Source organism: Staphylococcus pettenkoferi (assembly GCF_002902685.1).
Taxonomy (GTDB): Bacteria; Bacillota; Bacilli; order Staphylococcales; family Staphylococcaceae; genus Staphylococcus; species Staphylococcus pettenkoferi.
In genome coordinates, this window is record NZ_PPRN01000022.1 from 1 (window position 1) to 16,841 (window position 16,841).

General features: G+C 39.6%; 16 protein-coding genes, 1 tRNA gene and 1 other RNA gene. 14 read left to right on the forward strand and 4 right to left on the reverse strand.

What is annotated here, in order from left to right:
- Nucleotides 1–637 precede the first annotated feature (637 nt).
- Complete coding sequence (locus CD126_RS04905) at nucleotides 638–850, forward strand: hypothetical protein (RefSeq protein ID WP_102696014.1); 213 nt, start codon at nucleotides 638–640, stop codon at nucleotides 848–850.
- 200 nt (nucleotides 851–1,050) lie between these two features.
- Here the strand turns inward: CD126_RS04905 and CD126_RS04910 are convergent.
- Nucleotides 1,051–1,122 (reverse strand) — tRNA-Arg (locus tag CD126_RS04910).
- A 155-nt stretch (nucleotides 1,123–1,277) separates the two neighbouring features.
- Here CD126_RS04910 and clpP point away from each other — a divergent pair.
- Complete coding sequence (clpP, locus tag CD126_RS04915) at nucleotides 1,278–1,862, forward strand: ATP-dependent Clp endopeptidase proteolytic subunit ClpP (RefSeq protein ID WP_002472926.1); 585 nt, start codon at nucleotides 1,278–1,280, stop codon at nucleotides 1,860–1,862.
- Nucleotides 1,863–1,898: 36 nt separating this feature from the next.
- Here clpP and CD126_RS04920 read toward each other — a convergent pair whose 3' ends face one another.
- The 3 genes from CD126_RS04920 to CD126_RS04930 form a co-directional block, all read right to left on the reverse strand.
- On the reverse strand, nucleotides 1,899–2,147 hold the full coding sequence (locus tag CD126_RS04920) for a hypothetical protein (RefSeq protein ID WP_049408536.1): 249 nt from the start codon (nucleotides 2,145–2,147) through the stop codon (nucleotides 1,899–1,901).
- A gap of 116 nt (nucleotides 2,148–2,263) precedes the next feature.
- Entirely contained in the window at nucleotides 2,264–2,857 is a 594-nt protein-coding gene (locus tag CD126_RS04925) for a hypothetical protein (protein ID WP_049408537.1), read from the reverse strand.
- 51 nt (nucleotides 2,858–2,908) lie between these two features.
- Nucleotides 2,909–3,175, reverse strand: a complete 267-nt coding sequence (locus CD126_RS04930; protein ID WP_049408540.1) for a hypothetical protein — start codon at nucleotides 3,173–3,175, stop codon at nucleotides 2,909–2,911.
- Between the two features lie 284 nt (nucleotides 3,176–3,459).
- On the opposite strand from CD126_RS04930, the gene CD126_RS04935 reads away from it, so the two are divergent.
- The 12 genes from CD126_RS04935 to ssrA all read left to right on the forward strand — a co-directional run bounded on the left by CD126_RS04935 (nucleotide 3,460) and on the right by ssrA (nucleotide 16,225).
- Complete coding sequence (locus CD126_RS04935; RefSeq protein WP_103370121.1) at nucleotides 3,460–4,476, forward strand: sugar-binding transcriptional regulator; 1,017 nt, start codon at nucleotides 3,460–3,462, stop codon at nucleotides 4,474–4,476.
- 64 nt (nucleotides 4,477–4,540) lie between these two features.
- Nucleotides 4,541–5,548, forward strand: coding sequence for a type I glyceraldehyde-3-phosphate dehydrogenase (gene gap, locus CD126_RS04940; protein WP_049408544.1), 1,008 nt, complete (start codon nucleotides 4,541–4,543; stop codon nucleotides 5,546–5,548).
- Nucleotides 5,549–5,680: 132 nt separating this feature from the next.
- Nucleotides 5,681–6,871, forward strand: a complete 1,191-nt coding sequence (locus tag CD126_RS04945) for a phosphoglycerate kinase (protein WP_049408545.1) — start codon at nucleotides 5,681–5,683, stop codon at nucleotides 6,869–6,871.
- Between the two features lie 56 nt (nucleotides 6,872–6,927).
- Nucleotides 6,928–7,689, forward strand: coding sequence for a triose-phosphate isomerase (tpiA, locus tag CD126_RS04950; protein WP_049408547.1), 762 nt, complete (start codon nucleotides 6,928–6,930; stop codon nucleotides 7,687–7,689).
- Between the two features lies 1 nt (nucleotide 7,690).
- The gene (gene gpmI, locus CD126_RS04955; protein WP_103370122.1) at nucleotides 7,691–9,208 is read left to right on the forward strand and encodes a 2,3-bisphosphoglycerate-independent phosphoglycerate mutase; all 1,518 of its coding nucleotides are present in this window, start codon (nucleotides 7,691–7,693) and stop codon (nucleotides 9,206–9,208) included.
- 152 nt (nucleotides 9,209–9,360) lie between these two features.
- On the forward strand, nucleotides 9,361–10,665 hold the full coding sequence (eno, locus tag CD126_RS04960) for a surface-displayed alpha-enolase (RefSeq protein ID WP_103370123.1): 1,305 nt from the start codon (nucleotides 9,361–9,363) through the stop codon (nucleotides 10,663–10,665).
- 405 nt (nucleotides 10,666–11,070) lie between these two features.
- Entirely contained in the window at nucleotides 11,071–11,532 is a 462-nt protein-coding gene (locus CD126_RS04965; protein ID WP_103370124.1) for a hypothetical protein, read from the forward strand.
- Nucleotides 11,533–11,600: 68 nt separating this feature from the next.
- Entirely contained in the window at nucleotides 11,601–11,834 is a 234-nt protein-coding gene (gene secG, locus CD126_RS04970) for a preprotein translocase subunit SecG (RefSeq protein WP_002472922.1), read from the forward strand.
- Nucleotides 11,835–12,017: 183 nt separating this feature from the next.
- On the forward strand, nucleotides 12,018–12,764 hold the full coding sequence (locus tag CD126_RS04975) for an alpha/beta hydrolase (RefSeq protein ID WP_103370125.1): 747 nt from the start codon (nucleotides 12,018–12,020) through the stop codon (nucleotides 12,762–12,764).
- A 42-nt stretch (nucleotides 12,765–12,806) separates the two neighbouring features.
- A complete protein-coding gene (gene rnr / locus CD126_RS04980; protein WP_049408557.1) occupies nucleotides 12,807–15,185 on the forward strand; it encodes a ribonuclease R in 2,379 nt (792 codons plus the stop codon).
- Nucleotides 15,186–15,207: 22 nt separating this feature from the next.
- Nucleotides 15,208–15,678 (forward strand): SsrA-binding protein SmpB, encoded by a 471-nt coding sequence (smpB, locus tag CD126_RS04985; protein WP_049408558.1) that lies wholly within the window; start codon nucleotides 15,208–15,210, stop codon nucleotides 15,676–15,678.
- Between the two features lie 186 nt (nucleotides 15,679–15,864).
- Nucleotides 15,865–16,225, forward strand: a transfer-messenger RNA (tmRNA) gene (gene ssrA / locus CD126_RS04990).
- Nucleotides 16,226–16,841 lie beyond the last annotated feature (616 nt).

The following is a 16,841-nucleotide window of genomic DNA, read 5'->3' on the forward strand; positions in this document are numbered from 1 at the left end:
TTATATTTGTTCTTATAGTATTAACTTTATTATATATTATAATCTTCACATTACACGATGAATTAGATGTAATGGTATTACTTTTATTAACTACAGTTACGTTTGCAAATGTTTTTACTGCAATTCTTTTGATATTAAAATTCATATTTAGTCCTACTAAGGAATTGATCAAACGAAAATGATTGTTCTTTTGCATTTATTAATGATAATACTTTTGAACTTATTACTTTATGTTACACCAGGGCAGGTACTTCGGTATCTGCCTATTTTTTATGTTTAATATTATGAAAAAATCTGATTTATCGAGAATTAATAGTTGGATACTTACCGATATGGTAGTATAATAGTATATGTAAGGTAGTTAATTACCTTACTAACACTCTTGAAAAGGGGGTGTTAGTGTGGATGATCAAACAAAAATGCTGATAGCTATCTCTATCTATAAGCTACCAGCATTTGTAGAACAACTTAGAATGATAATCTTCGGTGTACTAGACCGAAGAGACAACCAAGATAAGTAATCATCTACTATATGCCCCGATTAAATTCGGGGTACCCTTTTCGATTATCATTATAATACATATACTAATTTTATCAAGTGATTAAAAGTATAAGTCATCAAAAGGGACGTGAGTTCATGAGAGAGAGTATTGAAAAATTATTGAATAGTGATGTTAGTGGTTACCGTATTTATAAAGAAACAGGTATTTCTCAAAGTCGCATATCTGATTTGAGAAACGGTCGCCGTAAATTAGATAATTTAACATTTGCTAATGCAGAGAAACTCTATAACATGGCTAAAAAAAGACAGATACAGAAGTTCATAACGGACAATAAACGGACAATCTAAAAGCGCCAACACTATTGTTGGCGCAATTTCATTCTCCCTCACTCTGCTTCTTTTTTTATGCTTTCTTAAAACAGGGACTAGGTCCCTAAAAAGTCCCTAAAAATTTGTTTTATATGGTTTGTAATTGACATGCAAACTAAAAAGAACCCCGTAATGACGGGATTCTTAATCTTGAAAAGTATTCAATTTAAGCCAATAAGTCTCCTCGAAGGGAATCGAACCCCTATCTTAAGAACCGGAATCTTACGTGTTATCCATTACACTACGAGGAGTTAGTTAAATTTGCGACACTCTTAGTTTACAAATGTTGAGAGAATAGGTCAATATAATAATAGTAACTTAAATCATGCAGGTGTATTACTTTTGACCATGTTTGACTTTTAGGTTAAAATGATTACAGTATTTAGAATCAAGGAGGCAATTACGAATGAATTTAATTCCTACAGTTATAGAAACAACAAACCGTGGCGAACGTGCGTATGACATTTATTCACGTCTTTTAAAAGACCGTATCATCATGTTAGGTTCAGCGATTGACGATAACGTAGCAAACTCAATCGTTTCACAATTATTATTCTTACAAGCACAAGATGCGGATAAAGATATCTACTTATATATCAACTCACCAGGTGGAAGCGTGTCAGCTGGTTTCGCAATTTATGACACAATTCAACATATCAAACCAGATGTTCAAACTATCTGTGTAGGTATGGCAGCTTCAATGGGCTCATTCTTACTTGCAGCAGGTGCGAAAGGTAAACGTTACGCATTACCAAACGCTGAAGTAATGATTCACCAACCACTTGGCGGTGCGCAAGGTCAAGCGACTGAAATCGAAATCGCTGCTAACCATATCTTGAAGACACGTGCTAAATTAAACAAAATCTTAGCAGAACGTACAGGTCAATCTATTGATCAAATCGAAAAAGATACAGATCGTGACAACTTCTTATCTGCAGATGAAGCGAAAGACTATGGCTTAATCGATGAAGTTATGCAACCAGAAGAATAGTAATGCATAAATAAAGTGCCGACTCTCGGGTCGGCACTATTTTTTAGCTTTATTCTGCTGTCTCTCTTCATTTAATTTCTTTCTTATAGCGATAGCATATACGACGAGCATGCCAGTAATTAGAATTCCACTAGCTCCTGCTAATATTTTAGCTACTATAGATTCTTTGAATAAAAGTACGTGAATAACTTGGTAGTAGAAGCAAATCCACACGGGTGTTAACGCTAAAGTAATAGCCACTAGATTTCGTGGTGACTGAGGTTGATGATTTGGATATTTGTTCATAGTTCTACCTCCATCTCTCTACATCTACTATGCTACAGAAAGTATTGATAAGAATAAAGGTAATATAAGTGATTATTCTAATCCTTGCGATTTAGCCCAATTGTTTTACTTTTAGCTTACTGTTCTTCATACGGTGATTCTGATTGAGTTTGGTTATTGTCGTTTTCTGTCCCAGGCATAGGGAACATTGCGTCGCCGTTTGGAATACCTGTGAGACCATGTTTTTTCGCATAAGCTTTATATTCTTCCATCGCACGTTGTTGGTCTGCTTCAGTCCATTTTTGTCCGTCAGGTTGTTGCTGTTGTTGTGCTTGATTTTGTTGATTAGCTTGTTGTTGCTGTTGAGTTTGGTTTTCTTGGTTAGTTTGTTGCTGATTTTGTGCTGCTTGTTGATTCTGATTAGCTTGTTGAGCTTGCTCATTTTGCTCTGTTTGTTGATCTTGATTTTGTTGTTGTTCAGCTTGTGCGTTGTCTTGTTGTTTTGGTTCCTGATTATAGTCTTTGTCGCCTTGATTGCTATCTTTTGACTGAGCCTTGTCGTCTGTTTTCTTTTTCTGTTTTTCTTTAGTTTTGCTATCTTTCTTATCGTTTTTCTTAGAATGTTCTTCTTTATTATTTTCAGACTTGTCGTCATTTTTACTATCTTGGAATGAGCCACATGCTGTAAGTATGATTAAACTTCCTAATACAAGTGTCATCAATTTCTTCATCAGTAACTCTCCTTTTAAATACATTCTTTTATTAACATCTTATCAGCCCTTTTAGATAAAATGTAAGAAGAAATTGAGTATAAAGGTTAATAGAATTGAAATGATGATTGAGAATAAACATCCACTCATGCACCCTGTGCCACCGCAACCGCCGTAGCGTTGAACGTAAATACGACGTCCACCATCCATATCGTCACTGTAATAGGGGTCACGTGCGTCTCGGTCGTGTTGATTTCTGAAATATTCATCGTCTTTATAGCGACGATCTCCCGGTTCAATCACTTCCTGATCCTGATAGTGTTTATTATCGTTAGCCATATGCTCACTTCCTTCTCATTTATTAGTTTACTTCATTACTAACCTTTTTTTGGCATTAGAAACCCTATTTTGTGTGTAAAATATGATTATTTATAACCTTTTGGGGTATTTAAAAGATAGAAGAAATTTTAACGCAATCAAGATAATTCTTTTCCTTGCATTTTCTAAATGTCAGGAGTAGTATACTAACTGTAAAGATAATATTTTTTTGTCCCACGAGGGACGTAATAAGTCAACCTAGGGTTAAACTTTGACCTACGTCGAATGATTGGAGGAGGATAATAGTGCAAGATTTGATTAAAGTGCAACAAAGACTCGTTCCTGAACTTGTTGATAAGATGTACCGACGATTCTCAATTCTCACTACTATTGCTCATAAACAACCAGTTGGAAGACGTAGCTTGAGTGAATCCATGGGGATAACAGAACGTGTCTTACGTTCAGAAACTAACGCCTTAAAGCAGCAAGAGCTGATTAAAGTCAAGCCGACGGGCATGGAGATTACGACGAAAGGTGAAGAAACGGTTCGCCAATTGAGTAATTACTTCAATGCCTACTCGGATAATCACCAGCTCGCCCAACTCATCAAAGAACAGTACGATATACAAGACGTCTTTGTAATTCCGGGTAATTCGGATAAAGAACAATCCGTGAAGATTGAGATGTCTAAACAAGCTGGTGAGATGGTTGAATCGATTCTATACGACGGTGCAGTCGTTTCCGTTACAGGTGGTTCAACGATGGCTTATGTCAGTAATGCCATGCACGAACAAGATTACAAAGTCTTCTTCGTGCCAGCTCGAGGTGGTTTAGGAGAGAATGTAGGCTATCAAGCCAATACCATCGCAGCAAGTATGGCGCAACAAATGAAAGGGGGCTACACAACATTGTACGTCCCGGATAACGTTAGCGAGTCAACATATCACTTGCTGATGGAAGAGCCTTCAGTTATCCAAACGTTAGACAAGATCAAGGAATCAGACATTACGATACACGGCATTGGTGATGCGCTGAAGATGGCCGAACGACGCCAATCATCTCAAGATGTAGTGAATAAACTTCAACATCACAATGCTGTAGGCGAAGCATTTGGGTATTACTTCGATGAACATGGAGAAGTCGTTCATCGCGTGAAGACAATTGGATTACAGTTGGAAGACTTGAAATCCAAATCGCATATCTACGCTGTAGCAGGCGGCGAATCGAAAGGTGAAGCGATTAAAGCTTATCTTGAAATCGCGCCGAAGAACACAGTGTTAATTACAGACGAAAGTGCAGCCCAAATGATTACACGCTCATGATTAAGGTTACAACAAAGTGACATTCACTTTTTTGAAAATATCATTTTAAAGGAGGCCATTATTTATGGCAGTTAAAGTAGCAATCAATGGTTTTGGAAGAATCGGACGTTTAGCATTTAGAAGAATTCAAGATGTAGAAGGCATCGATGTTGTTGCAGTTAACGATTTAACTGACGACGAAATGCTTGCTCATCTTCTAAAATACGACACTATGCAAGGTCGTTTCACAAGCGAAGTTGAAGTAATTGATGGTGGTTTCCGCGTAAATGGTAAAGAAGTGAAATCATTATCTGAAGCTGATCCAAGCAAATTACCTTGGAAAGACTTAGACATCGACGTTGTACTTGAATGTACAGGTTTATTCACTGAAAAAGAAAAAGCACACGCTCACATCGACGCAGGTGCTAAAAAAGTATTAATTTCTGCTCCTGGTAAAGGTGACATGAAAACAATCGTTTATAACACAAACCATGATATCTTAGATGGTTCTGAAGAAATCGTTTCAGGTGCTTCATGTACTACAAACTCATTAGCACCAGTTGCGAAAGTGTTTAACGACGAATTCGGTTTAGTAGAAGGTTTCATGACTACTATCCACGCATACACTGGTGACCAAAATACTCAAGACTCACCACACAAAAAAGGTGACAAACGCCGTGCTCGTGCAGCAGCTCAAAACATCATCCCTAACTCAACAGGTGCTGCGAAAGCAATCGGTTTAGTTATTCCTGAAATCGACGGTAAATTAGACGGTGGTGCGCAACGTGTACCAGTAGCTACAGGTTCATTAACTGAACTTACTGTCGTATTAGACAAAGATGTAACTATCGAAGACGTTAACCAAGCAATGAAGAATGCTTCAACTGAATCATTCGGTTACACTGAAGACGAAATCGTTTCTTCTGACGTAGTAGGTATGACTTACGGTTCATTATTCGATGCAACTCAAACTCGTGTAATGACAGTAGGTGACCGTCAATTAGTTAAAGTTGCAGCTTGGTACGACAACGAAATGTCTTACACTGCACAATTAGTACGTACTTTAGAACACTTAGCAAGCCAAAGTAAATAATTGCTAGAATACCAACAATAGGCCGTGCCTTTGTGCTATCATAGAATTGCAATAGGCTTAGGAGTAAGCGGGGAGCACAAGCGCTTCTCCGCTTATTTTTACTTTATGTTCCATTAAGAGGAGGAAGTTCATATGGCAAAGAAAATTGTTTCTGACTTAGATTTGAAAGGCAAAACTGTACTTGTGCGTGCTGATTTCAACGTACCTATGAAAGACGGGGAAATTACGGATGATAACCGTATCGTTCAAGCGTTGCCAACAATCAAACATATCATCAAAGAAGGCGGTAAAGTCGTACTCTTCTCTCATTTAGGTAAAGTGAAAGAAGAAAGTGACAAAGAAAGTTTAACGCTTGCACCTATCGCTAAAGATTTATCTTCTAAACTCAATCAAGACGTCATTTTCGTACCTGAAACACGTGGCGAGAAACTTGAACAAGCTATCAAAGACCTTAACGAAGGCGATGTATTGCTCGTTCAAAATACACGTTTCGAAGATTTAGATGGCAAGAAAGAGTCTAAGAATGATCCAGAACTCGGTAAATACTGGGCTTCTTTAGGCGATATATTCGTTAATGACGCATTCGGTACAGCTCACCGTAAACATGCTTCCAACGTAGGTATCGCATCCAACTTAGAAACAGCTGCAGGTTTCCTTATGGACAAAGAAATCCAATACATTGGTGGGGTAGTTGAGAACCCTGACAAACCTGTAGTGGCTATTCTCGGTGGAGCTAAAGTGTCTGATAAGATCAATGTAATTACAAACCTTTTAAATATAGCTGAAAAGGTACTTATCGGCGGCGGTATGGCTTACACATTCTTGAAAGCACAAGGTAAAGAAATCGGTCAATCACTTCTTGAAGAAGATAAGATTGATTTCGCCAAAGAGTTACTCGACAAATCAGGTGACCAGATCGTGCTACCTGTAGATGTTAAAGCAGCTTCTGAATTCTCTAACGATGCAGATATTCAAGAAGTTTCTGTAGATGACATTCCAGCAGATAGAGAAGCACTTGATATCGGACCTAAGACAGTAGAGTTATTCAAACAACAACTGGAAGGTGCGCATACAGTAGTATGGAACGGACCTATGGGTGTATTCGAAATGAGCAACTTTGCTAGAGGTACGATTGGTGTTTGCGAAGCGATTGCTGAGTTGAAAGATGCGAACACAATTATCGGTGGCGGTGACTCAGCTGCAGCAGCTAGTTCTTTAGGCTATGGAGACAAATTCAGCCACATCTCAACAGGTGGCGGTGCATCATTAGAATACTTAGAGGGTAAAGATTTACCAGGTATTGATGCAATTAACGATAAATAAGATATTAATTTGAACTCATTTTACCAATAAGATAATGATTATATGGAGTGATAATAATGAGAAAACCAATCATAGCAGGTAACTGGAAGATGAATAAGACAGTTCAAGAAGCGAAAGATTTCGTTAATGAACTACCTACATTACCAGATACTGACCAAGTTGAATCTGTGATTTGTGCACCAACGATCCAACTCGACGCTTTAATCACTTTAGTTAAGGAAGGCAAAGCTGAAGGATTGAAGATCGGTGCGCAAAACGCATACTACGAAGATAGCGGTGCGTTCACAGGTGAAACATCTCCTGTCGCATTAGCAGACTTAGGTGTGCAATACGTTGTCATCGGTCACTCAGAACGCCGTGACATCTTCCATGAGACAGACGAAGAAGTGAACAAGAAAGCACACGCGGTATTCAACCACGGTATGACACCTATCATCTGTGTAGGTGAATCAGATGAACAACGCGAAAGTGGTAAAGCGAACGAAGTTGTAGGCAACCAAGTGAAGAAAGCAGTTGAAGGCTTATCTGACGACCAATTACGTGAGGTTGTTATCGCTTATGAACCTGTATGGGCGATTGGTACAGGTAAATCTTCAAATGCTGATGATGCGAACGAAATGTGTGCGCACGTACGTCAAACACTTGCGGACCTTTCTAGCAAAGATGTTGCTGAAGCAGTTCGTATTCAATACGGTGGTAGTGTTAAACCACATAACATTGAAGAATATATGGGTAAAAGTGACATCGACGGCGCTTTAGTTGGCGGTGCGTCACTTAAAGTAGACGACTTTATGAAATTGTTAGAAGGTGCAAAGTAATATGGCTAAGCAACCTACAGCTCTCATCATCTTAGATGGTTTCGCTAACCGTGAAAGTGAACACGGCAATGCAGTGAAACAAGCGCATAAACCTAACTTTGATCGATACTACAATCAATATCCAACGACTCAAATTGAAGCAAGTGGTCTAGATGTCGGCTTGCCTGAGGGTCAAATGGGTAACTCTGAGGTTGGCCATATGAATATTGGTGCCGGACGTATTGTTTATCAAAGTTTAACGCGTATCAATAAATCTATTGAAGATGGCGATTTCTACGACAATAAAGTGTTAAATGAAGCAGTCGACCACGTGAAGAAGAACGACTCAGCTTTACACGTGTTTGGTTTGCTATCTGATGGTGGTGTACACAGTCACTACAAGCACTTATTTGCGATTCTTAAATTAGCTCAGCAACAAGGTGTCGACAAAGTTTATGTTCACGCTTTCCTAGATGGTCGTGACGTAGATCAGAAATCAACCCTCACTTATATCGACGAGACAGAGCGTCAATTTAAAGAGATTGGCGTAGGTCAATTTGCTTCTGTTTCTGGTCGTTATTACGCGATGGACCGTGATAAACGTTGGGATCGTGAAGAGAAAGCGTACAATGCGATTCGCAACTTTGACGGACCAACGTATGCTTCTGCTAAAGAAGGTGTAGAAGCAAATTATGCGAATGATGTTACAGACGAATTCGTTGAGCCGTTTATCGTTGAAGGACAGAACAATGGTGTGAACGATGGCGATGCAGTCATCTTCTACAATTTCCGTCCCGACAGAGCAGCGCAACTATCTGAAATCTTCACTGACAAAGCTTTTGATGGCTTTAAAGTTGAACAAGTTAAAGATCTTTACTACGCGACTTTTACTAAGTACAACGACAATGTTGATGCTGAAATTGTGTTTGAAAAGGTTGATTTACACAACACAATCGGTGAAGTAGCTCAGAATAACGGTTTGAAGCAGTTACGTATTGCTGAAACTGAAAAATACCCTCATGTGACGTACTTCATGAGTGGTGGACGTAATGACGAATTCGAAGGTGAACGTCGTCGTCTCATCGATTCACCGAAAGTCGCAACGTACGATTTGAAACCAGAAATGAGTGCGTACGAAGTTAAAGATGCGTTGTTAGAAGAGTTAGATGAAGGTGACTTAGATTTAATCCTACTCAACTTTGCTAACCCTGATATGGTAGGTCACAGTGGTATGTTAGAGCCGACGATTAAAGCGATTGAAGCAGTCGACGAATGTCTCGGCGAAGTCGTGGATAAGATCATCGACATGGGTGGTCACGCGATTATTACAGCCGACCACGGTAACTCTGACATGGTCTTAACCGACGATGACGAACCGATGACAACACATACGACGAACCCAGTACCAGTCATTGTTACTAAAGAAGGTGTCACTTTAAGAGAGACAGGTCGCCTTGGTGACTTGGCACCTACTTTATTAGATTTACTCAATGTGAAACAGCCGGAAGAAATGACGGGTGAATCACTGATTAATCATTAAATTTGCAAGGTGGTGAAAGGTGCGTTTTTATCTTAGCCTTACGTGCCTTTTGCCCGTGCTTATGCATTGATTAAAATATTTTATAAATCTGAAGATAGAGATTATAATGTAAGTGAACAATTAGAAAACCACTGACAAAGGAGATTATACACATGCCAATTATTACTGATGTATATGCTCGCGAAGTCTTAGACTCACGCGGCAACCCAACTGTTGAAGTCGAAGTTCTTACTGAGAGTGGCGCATTTGGTCGTGCACTCGTACCTTCAGGTGCTTCTACAGGTGAACACGAAGCAGTTGAATTACGTGATGGCGACAAAAATCGTTACTCAGGTAAAGGTGTGCAAAAAGCAGTAGAGAACGTGAATGAAGTCATCGCACCTGAAATCGTTGAAGGTGAATTCTCAGTTATCGATCAAGTATCTATCGATAAAATGATGATTCAATTAGACGGCACTGATAACAAAGGTAAACTCGGTGCGAACGCAATTCTTGGTGTATCTATCGCAGTTGCACGTGCAGCAGCGGAATACACGGATCAACCACTTTACAAATACTTAGGTGGATTTAACGGTAAACAATTACCAGTACCTATGATGAACATTGTTAACGGTGGTTCTCACTCAGACGCACCGGTTGCTTTCCAAGAATTTATGATTTTACCTGTAGGTGCTGAATCATTTAAAGAATCTTTACGTTGGGGTGCTGAAATCTTCCACCAACTTAAAGCGATTCTTAAAGACCGCGGTTTAGAAACTGCAGTAGGTGACGAAGGTGGTTTCGCTCCGAAATTCAAAGGCACTGAAGATGCAGTTGAAACAATCATGGAAGCCATCAAAGCTGTTAACTTAGAACCAGGTAAAGATGTGTACCTAGGCTTTGACTGTGCATCATCTGAATTCTACAAAAACGGTGTATACGACTACACTAAATTCGAAGGAGAAAATGGTGCGAAACGTTCTGCAGAAGAACAAGTAGATTACCTTGAAGAATTAATCAACAAATATCCAATCATCTCTATTGAAGATGGTATGGATGAAAATGACTGGGACGGTTGGAAAGTATTAACTGACCGCATCGGTGACCGTGTTCAATTAGTAGGTGACGATTTATTCGTTACTAACACAGTGAAATTGGCTGAAGGTATCGAAAAAGGTATCGGTAACTCAATCTTAATCAAAGTGAACCAAATTGGTACGTTAACTGAAACATTTGATGCGATTGAAATGGCTCAAAAAGCAGGCTACACTGCAGTTGTATCTCACCGTTCTGGTGAAACTGAAGACACTACAATTGCTGACATTTCGGTTGCAACAAATGCAGGTCAAATCAAGACAGGTTCACTTTCAAGAACTGATCGTATTGCAAAATACAATCAATTATTACGTATTGAAGATGAACTTTATGAAACTGCGAAATTTGATGGTATTAAATCATTCTATAACTTAGAAAAATAATTTTACTCACATGTTATGAGTTCACGCGCTTAGTTTAGCCGGGGTTGTTATCAACCCCGGCTTTTTGGGAGCAAGACAGAAATCAATTTATTGATTTCGTAGTCTTGCCCCCGCCAGGCTGACTAGAGTTCATTGCGGCGAAGCGACAGTGAACTCAGACAGCTACGGCGTAAATGATTAAATAGGAGGAACAGTAAAGAATAATTTTATTTACGGTTAACTCTAATGGACAGAAATCATAGATTTCTGTACTTCTCCCAAGCAAGCGAAAGTCAAAACATTGAAAATAAAGTATCTTTATTTAGGCTAATCCCTAACACTAACAATAACCCAGATAACGATACCGCCCAGTCCTCAAAAATGTTATAATAAGCGATGATAATAATAGAGAGGATAGATACCCAAATGAATGATAATCCTAGTCTAAAGGGAATAAAGACCGGTAAGTTGATAGCTTATAGCTCAGTCATTCTGGCTATCTTATACGCCATCCATCTATTTGTCGTCTTAGATGAGAGTGTTGTGAAACAAATGTGGTTAGATCAAGGTCATAAGCCAGGCGACAACGGTATCGGAACCATCTTAAATAGCTTTCGTTTCACAGGCGTGATGTACGTTCTTGCTTACTTAGCAGGTGTCGTAGCGATTTGGTACCGTCATCCTTATCTGTGGTGGTTTATGTTCGCAGTTTACGTCTCAAACATTTTATACACGGTAGTCAATATTGGTGCAGTCTATCATGCGATTAACGAAACGAAGTCATGGATTGCCACTGCGCCACTCACTATTGTGATGATTGTTTCACTTGTGTTAGCGATTTACATGCTCGTCGTATCCATCAAGCGTAAAAGTACTTTTAATCGCTAGAGGATTGATATTATCAGAGCGCATGTGCTATAATGCATTGCGTATATAATGATCGGAGGACAATTTGTATGCATACATTAATGATAGTTCTATTAATTGTAGATTGTATTGCATTAGTAACTGTTGTGTTACTCCAAGAAGGTAAAAGTAATGGACTTTCAGGCGCGATTAGTGGTGGTGCTGAGCAGTTATTTGGTAAACAAAAGCAACGCGGTGTCGATTTATTCTTGCATAGATTAACGATTATACTATCAGTCATATTCTTCTTGATTATGATTGCAATTAGTTACTTTGGCCTATAAGTAATACGACAGATGGATTGAGTACTTATAGGAGTATAGCCTTATAGAGAGGCCGAGTCCGACGATGTGAAAGTCGGGCTTTTTTATTTTACAATAGAGAGTAAGTGTTAGCGTGTTGCACATCTTGCACTGGGCAGAGATAACGCTTGCTTACGACGCTTTTAAACGAAGGGAAGATCAATCATGAATATTAAATTACCGCAACCTTTCTTCTTTGAGGAAGGAAAGAGAGCTGTACTCTTGCTTCACGGTTTCACCGGAAGTTCTGCAGACGTCAGACAACTGGGGCGTATGCTTCAAAAGAAAGGCTATACGTGCTATGCACCGCAATATGAAGGACATGGTGCGCCACCTGAAGAAATTCTGAAATCAAGTCCACATGTATGGTTTAAAGATGTCCTCGACGCTTATGATAAACTCGTAGATAAAGGCTACGATGAAATCGCAGTCGCTGGATTGTCACTCGGAGGTTGCTATGCGCTTAAATTAAGCTTAAATAGAGATGTAAAGGGTATTGTAACCATGTGTTCTCCTATGTATATTAAGACAGAAGGATCTATGTTTGATGGTGTGTTAAAATACGCACGCCAATTTAAACAATACGAAGGTAAAGACGAACAGACAATTGACCAAGAGATGCAGTCTTTCAAACCAACTTCTACGTTGAAAGAACTTCAAGGTCAAATTCAAGATATACGTGAGCACGTAGATGAAGTATTAGACCCATTACTTGTCATTCAGGCTGAACAAGACGAGATGATCAATCCGGATTCCGCAAACATTATATACAACGAAACAGATACAGATGAAGATGAAAAAGATATAAAATGGTATGCGAATTCAGGTCATGTCATTACAATCGATAAAGAGAAAGAAGCGGTCTTTGAAGAAGTGTATCGTTTCTTAGAATCTTTAGATTGGACTGAATAACGAGAAATTAATTTTATAACAATATAAGAAAGGAGGGGCATGATGAATTTAAAGCAATCCATTGAAGATATTATTAAACGACCGGACTATGAACCGATGTCCGTGTCAGACTTTCAAGACGAACTCGGACTAGATACGGCTGAATCTTTCAGAGATTTAATCAAGATACTAGTCGAATTAGAACAATCAGGTTTAGTTGAAAGAACACGAACTGACCGTTATAAACGTAAAGAAGCCTCTACACCTAAACAAGGCGAATTGATTAGAGGGAAGTTAAGTCAGAATAGACGAGGGTTTGCATTCCTGCGTCCTGAGGATAAGGATATGGACGATATCTTTATTCCACCTACTAAGATAAATTACGCGTTGGACGGCGATACTGTGCTTGTTGAACTGCACAATTCGAAAGGGGAGCATCGTGGCAAACTCGAAGGTGAAGTGAAATCTATCGAGAAACACAATGTGACTCAAGTCGTTGGTACGTTTAGCGAAGCGCGTCACTTCGGGTTCGTCATTCCTGATGATAAACGTATCACTCAAGACATTTTTATCCCGAAAGGTGCACATCTCGGCGCTGTAGATGGTCATAAAGTGCTCGTACAAATCACGAAATATGCGGATAGTACGGATAATCCAGAAGGTCAAATTTCGGCGATTCTAGGGCATAAGAACGACCCTGGGGTAGATATCTTATCCATTATCTATCAACACGGAATCGAAATCGACTTCCCTGACGAAGTGCTAGAGGAAGCGAAACATGTTCCGGAAGAGATTGATGCCGATGAGATGAAAGGCCGTCGTGATTTACGTGATGAGCTCACGATTACGATTGACGGCGCAGATGCGAAAGACTTGGACGACGCGATTGCAGTGAAGAAATTGGATAACGGTCATACACAGCTAACAGTCAGCATTGCCGATGTGAGTTACTACGTGACAGAAGGCTCTGAGCTCGACGCTGAGGCATATGATCGCGCGACGAGTGTGTATCTCGTGGACCGCGTGATCCCGATGATTCCACATCGCTTGAGTAACGGCATTTGTTCGTTGAATCCTGATGTCGACCGTCTAACGTTAAGTTGTCGTATGGAGATCGATGAGCGTGGCGATGTCGTGAAACATGAGATCTTTGATAGCGTCATCCATTCTAATTACCGTATGACTTATGACGATGTGAATAAAATCATTACCGACCATGACCCAGAAACACGTGATAAATATCGTGAACTCGTTCCAATGTTAGATTTAGCAAAAGACTTGTCTCAACGACTAATTGCGATGAGAAAACGCCGTGGTGAAATCGACTTCGATATCGATGAAGCAAAAGTTTTCGTCGATGAAGATGGTGTTCCTAAAGATATTCAAGTACGTCATCGTGGCGATGGCGAGCGCCTCATCGAATCATTCATGTTAGCGGCGAACGAAACGATTGCAGAACACTTTGATCGTCAGAATCTACCATTTATTTACCGTGTTCACGAACAACCGAAGTCAGATCGTTTACGTCAATTCTTCGACTTTATCACTAATTTCGGTATCATGATTCGAGGTACTGGCGAAGATATCCATCCTTCAACACTTCAAGATATTCAAGAAGAAGTAGAAGGTAAGCCAGAGCAGATGGTCATTTCAACGATGATGTTACGCTCTATGCAACAAGCGCGTTATGATGATGCGAACCTAGGACACTTCGGTTTATCAGCCGAGTACTATACGCACTTTACATCTCCAATCCGTCGTTACCCAGACTTGATTGTCCATCGCTTAATACGTAAATATTTGATTGAACAGTCTATGGATGATGAAGAGTTACGCGATTGGAAAGAGCGTTTGCCAGAAATTGCTGAGCATACGTCAGATCGTGAACGACGCGCAATTGAAGCTGAACGCGACACTGATGAGTTGAAGAAAGCCGAATTTATGGTGCAACACATTGGCGAAGAATTCGAAGGTATCATTAGCTCTGTGGCCAACTTTGGTATGTTTGTCGAATTGCCGAACACAGTTGAAGGTATGGTACACATCGCGAATATGACAGATGACTACTATAACTTTGACGAACGCCAAATGGCACTGATTGGTGAACGCCAAGCGAAAGTCTTCAGAATTGGTGACCCAGTCAAAGTGAAAGTGATTAACGTCGATGTCGATGAGCGCATGATTGATTTCCAAATCATCGGTATGCCGTTGTCGAAGTCTCAAACGACTCAGAGACCTGCGCGAGGTAAGACGATTCAAGCCAAGACGAGAGGTAAGTCATTAGATCAAGGTAAAGATAATAAGGGTAAAAAGAAAAAGCGTAAGCAACGCAAAGGTAAGAATGCACGTCGAAGAGAGAAACAAGGTAAGGGCAACACAAACCATAAACCCTTTTACAAAGCGAAGAAAGTGAAGAAAAAAGCACGTAAGAAGAAAAAGTAATGCAATGAAGAGGTGAAACAGTATGGCGAAAAAGAAGAAAACATCTCCCGGTACGCTAGCGGTCAATCGTAGAGCGCGTCACGATTTCAATATCGAAAGTACGATTGAAGCGGGCATTGTATTAAAAGGTACTGAAATTAAATCGATTCGACGTGGTAGCGCAAACTTGAAAGATAGCTATGCGCAAGTGAAGAAAGGTGAAATGTGGTTACAGAATATGCATATCGCTCCTTATGAAGAAGGAAACCAATTCAACCATGATCCACGTCGTTCGCGTAAGCTCTTGTTGCACCAACGTGAAATTAATAAGATTGGTGAACAAACGCGCGAAGTCGGCTATTCTATCGTTCCATTAAAGCTCTATTTGAAGCGCGGTAACTGTAAAGTGCTACTCGGTATCGCCCGAGGTAAGAAGAAATATGATAAGCGTCAAGCGTTGAAAGAGAAAGCGATGAAACGTGACGTTGATAGAGCACTGAAAGCGCGTTACTAAGCGCACGAACCACAATCAGAGTTGTTGCCAAACCGATTGTGGTTTGATATGATAATATGTGCTTTCTGTTTAGAGGGAGTAGGTGAAATGTCGCGTTGTAGCGTTGAAAAGAGGCGCGGAAAAGCGGCGTGATGACCATATGCCTCTGAAATAACAGAAAGTACATGTCTTCCAATTTAATATTACGGGGGCGTTCTTGGATTCGACAGGGGTCCCCCGAGCTTATTAAGCGTGTCGGAGGGCTGTCTCCGTCATCAACACATTCAGTTAATAATAACTGGCAAATCAAACGATAATTTAGCAGTAGCTGCGTAATAGCCACTGCATCGCCTAACAGCATTTCCTATGTGCTGTTAACGCGATTCAACCCTAATAGGATACGCTAGGCATTGCCGTTTGAAGTCTGCCTAGAGGAGATTCAATCAAACTAGCATCATGTTGGTTGTCTGTTCCCTAGCATGATGTGAAATTCTCGAATAGACTACACACGTAGAAAGATTTGTATCAGGACCTCTGGACGCGGGTTCAAATCCCGCCGCCTCCATACATACGTAAAAATACGCGAAATTTGATTTACCACTTATTACAAAGAATGCCGTTACGACGGCGTTCTTTTTTGTTTTGGGTGAAAATATGTGGAAATACGTTTTAAAATTTTATGGCACAATCATGTCACAAAAACGACCTTGTGACATGGATTAAACTTAACTATAGAATAAAATGCTTTCAATATTTAAAGCTTGTATATGAGGAGAATTTCTATAGATATATAAGGTGTTAAATTAAGCTTTTACTTAGTAGATAATACTAAAAGTCTATAGAGTTCATAAATATGAAATTGATAGGGAAAGCTATAACATTCGTTATGGAGACTATTTCTAACTGATTGGTAGTAATGAGTTGTTTAAAGATGTTAAAAATGGAATGAATAGGGAAGACAAATGATTTCTTAAACGTTGGATTTAATCTGTGTATCTTCATCTAAAGGTGCGAGTATTTGCCCACTGTGATTAAATGCTAGAAAACCGTTACGAGTTTTTTGGAAAAATACGTAGAAGTACGTTATAAAAATTTTTGGTCAGCATTTAGTAAGATTATTGTATCCTCCGTTTTATAAATAAATTGATAATTACTTATGGCTGATTAGATTTAATATATGTAAC

What these genes read in the sequence shown, in the direction of transcription:
- CD126_RS04905 (WP_102696014.1), top strand. Translation starts at nt 638, where the DNA reads ATGAGAGAGAGTATTGAAAAATTATTGAATAGTGATGTTAGTGGTTAC.
- clpP (WP_002472926.1), top strand. Translation starts at nt 1,278, where the DNA reads ATGAATTTAATTCCTACAGTTATAGAAACAACAAACCGTGGCGAACGT.
- CD126_RS04920 (WP_049408536.1), bottom strand. Translation starts at nt 2,147, where the DNA reads ATGAACAAATATCCAAATCATCAACCTCAGTCACCACGAAATCTAGTG.
- CD126_RS04925 (WP_049408537.1), bottom strand. Translation starts at nt 2,857, where the DNA reads ATGAAGAAATTGATGACACTTGTATTAGGAAGTTTAATCATACTTACA.
- CD126_RS04930 (WP_049408540.1), bottom strand. Translation starts at nt 3,175, where the DNA reads ATGGCTAACGATAATAAACACTATCAGGATCAGGAAGTGATTGAACCG.
- gap (WP_049408544.1), top strand. Translation starts at nt 4,541, where the DNA reads ATGGCAGTTAAAGTAGCAATCAATGGTTTTGGAAGAATCGGACGTTTA.
- CD126_RS04945 (WP_049408545.1), top strand. Translation starts at nt 5,681, where the DNA reads ATGGCAAAGAAAATTGTTTCTGACTTAGATTTGAAAGGCAAAACTGTA.
- tpiA (WP_049408547.1), top strand. Translation starts at nt 6,928, where the DNA reads ATGAGAAAACCAATCATAGCAGGTAACTGGAAGATGAATAAGACAGTT.
- gpmI (WP_103370122.1), top strand. Translation starts at nt 7,691, where the DNA reads ATGGCTAAGCAACCTACAGCTCTCATCATCTTAGATGGTTTCGCTAAC.
- eno (WP_103370123.1), top strand. Translation starts at nt 9,361, where the DNA reads ATGCCAATTATTACTGATGTATATGCTCGCGAAGTCTTAGACTCACGC.
- CD126_RS04965 (WP_103370124.1), top strand. Translation starts at nt 11,071, where the DNA reads ATGAATGATAATCCTAGTCTAAAGGGAATAAAGACCGGTAAGTTGATA.
- secG (WP_002472922.1), top strand. Translation starts at nt 11,601, where the DNA reads ATGCATACATTAATGATAGTTCTATTAATTGTAGATTGTATTGCATTA.
- CD126_RS04975 (WP_103370125.1), top strand. Translation starts at nt 12,018, where the DNA reads ATGAATATTAAATTACCGCAACCTTTCTTCTTTGAGGAAGGAAAGAGA.
- rnr (WP_049408557.1), top strand. Translation starts at nt 12,807, where the DNA reads ATGAATTTAAAGCAATCCATTGAAGATATTATTAAACGACCGGACTAT.
- smpB (WP_049408558.1), top strand. Translation starts at nt 15,208, where the DNA reads ATGGCGAAAAAGAAGAAAACATCTCCCGGTACGCTAGCGGTCAATCGT.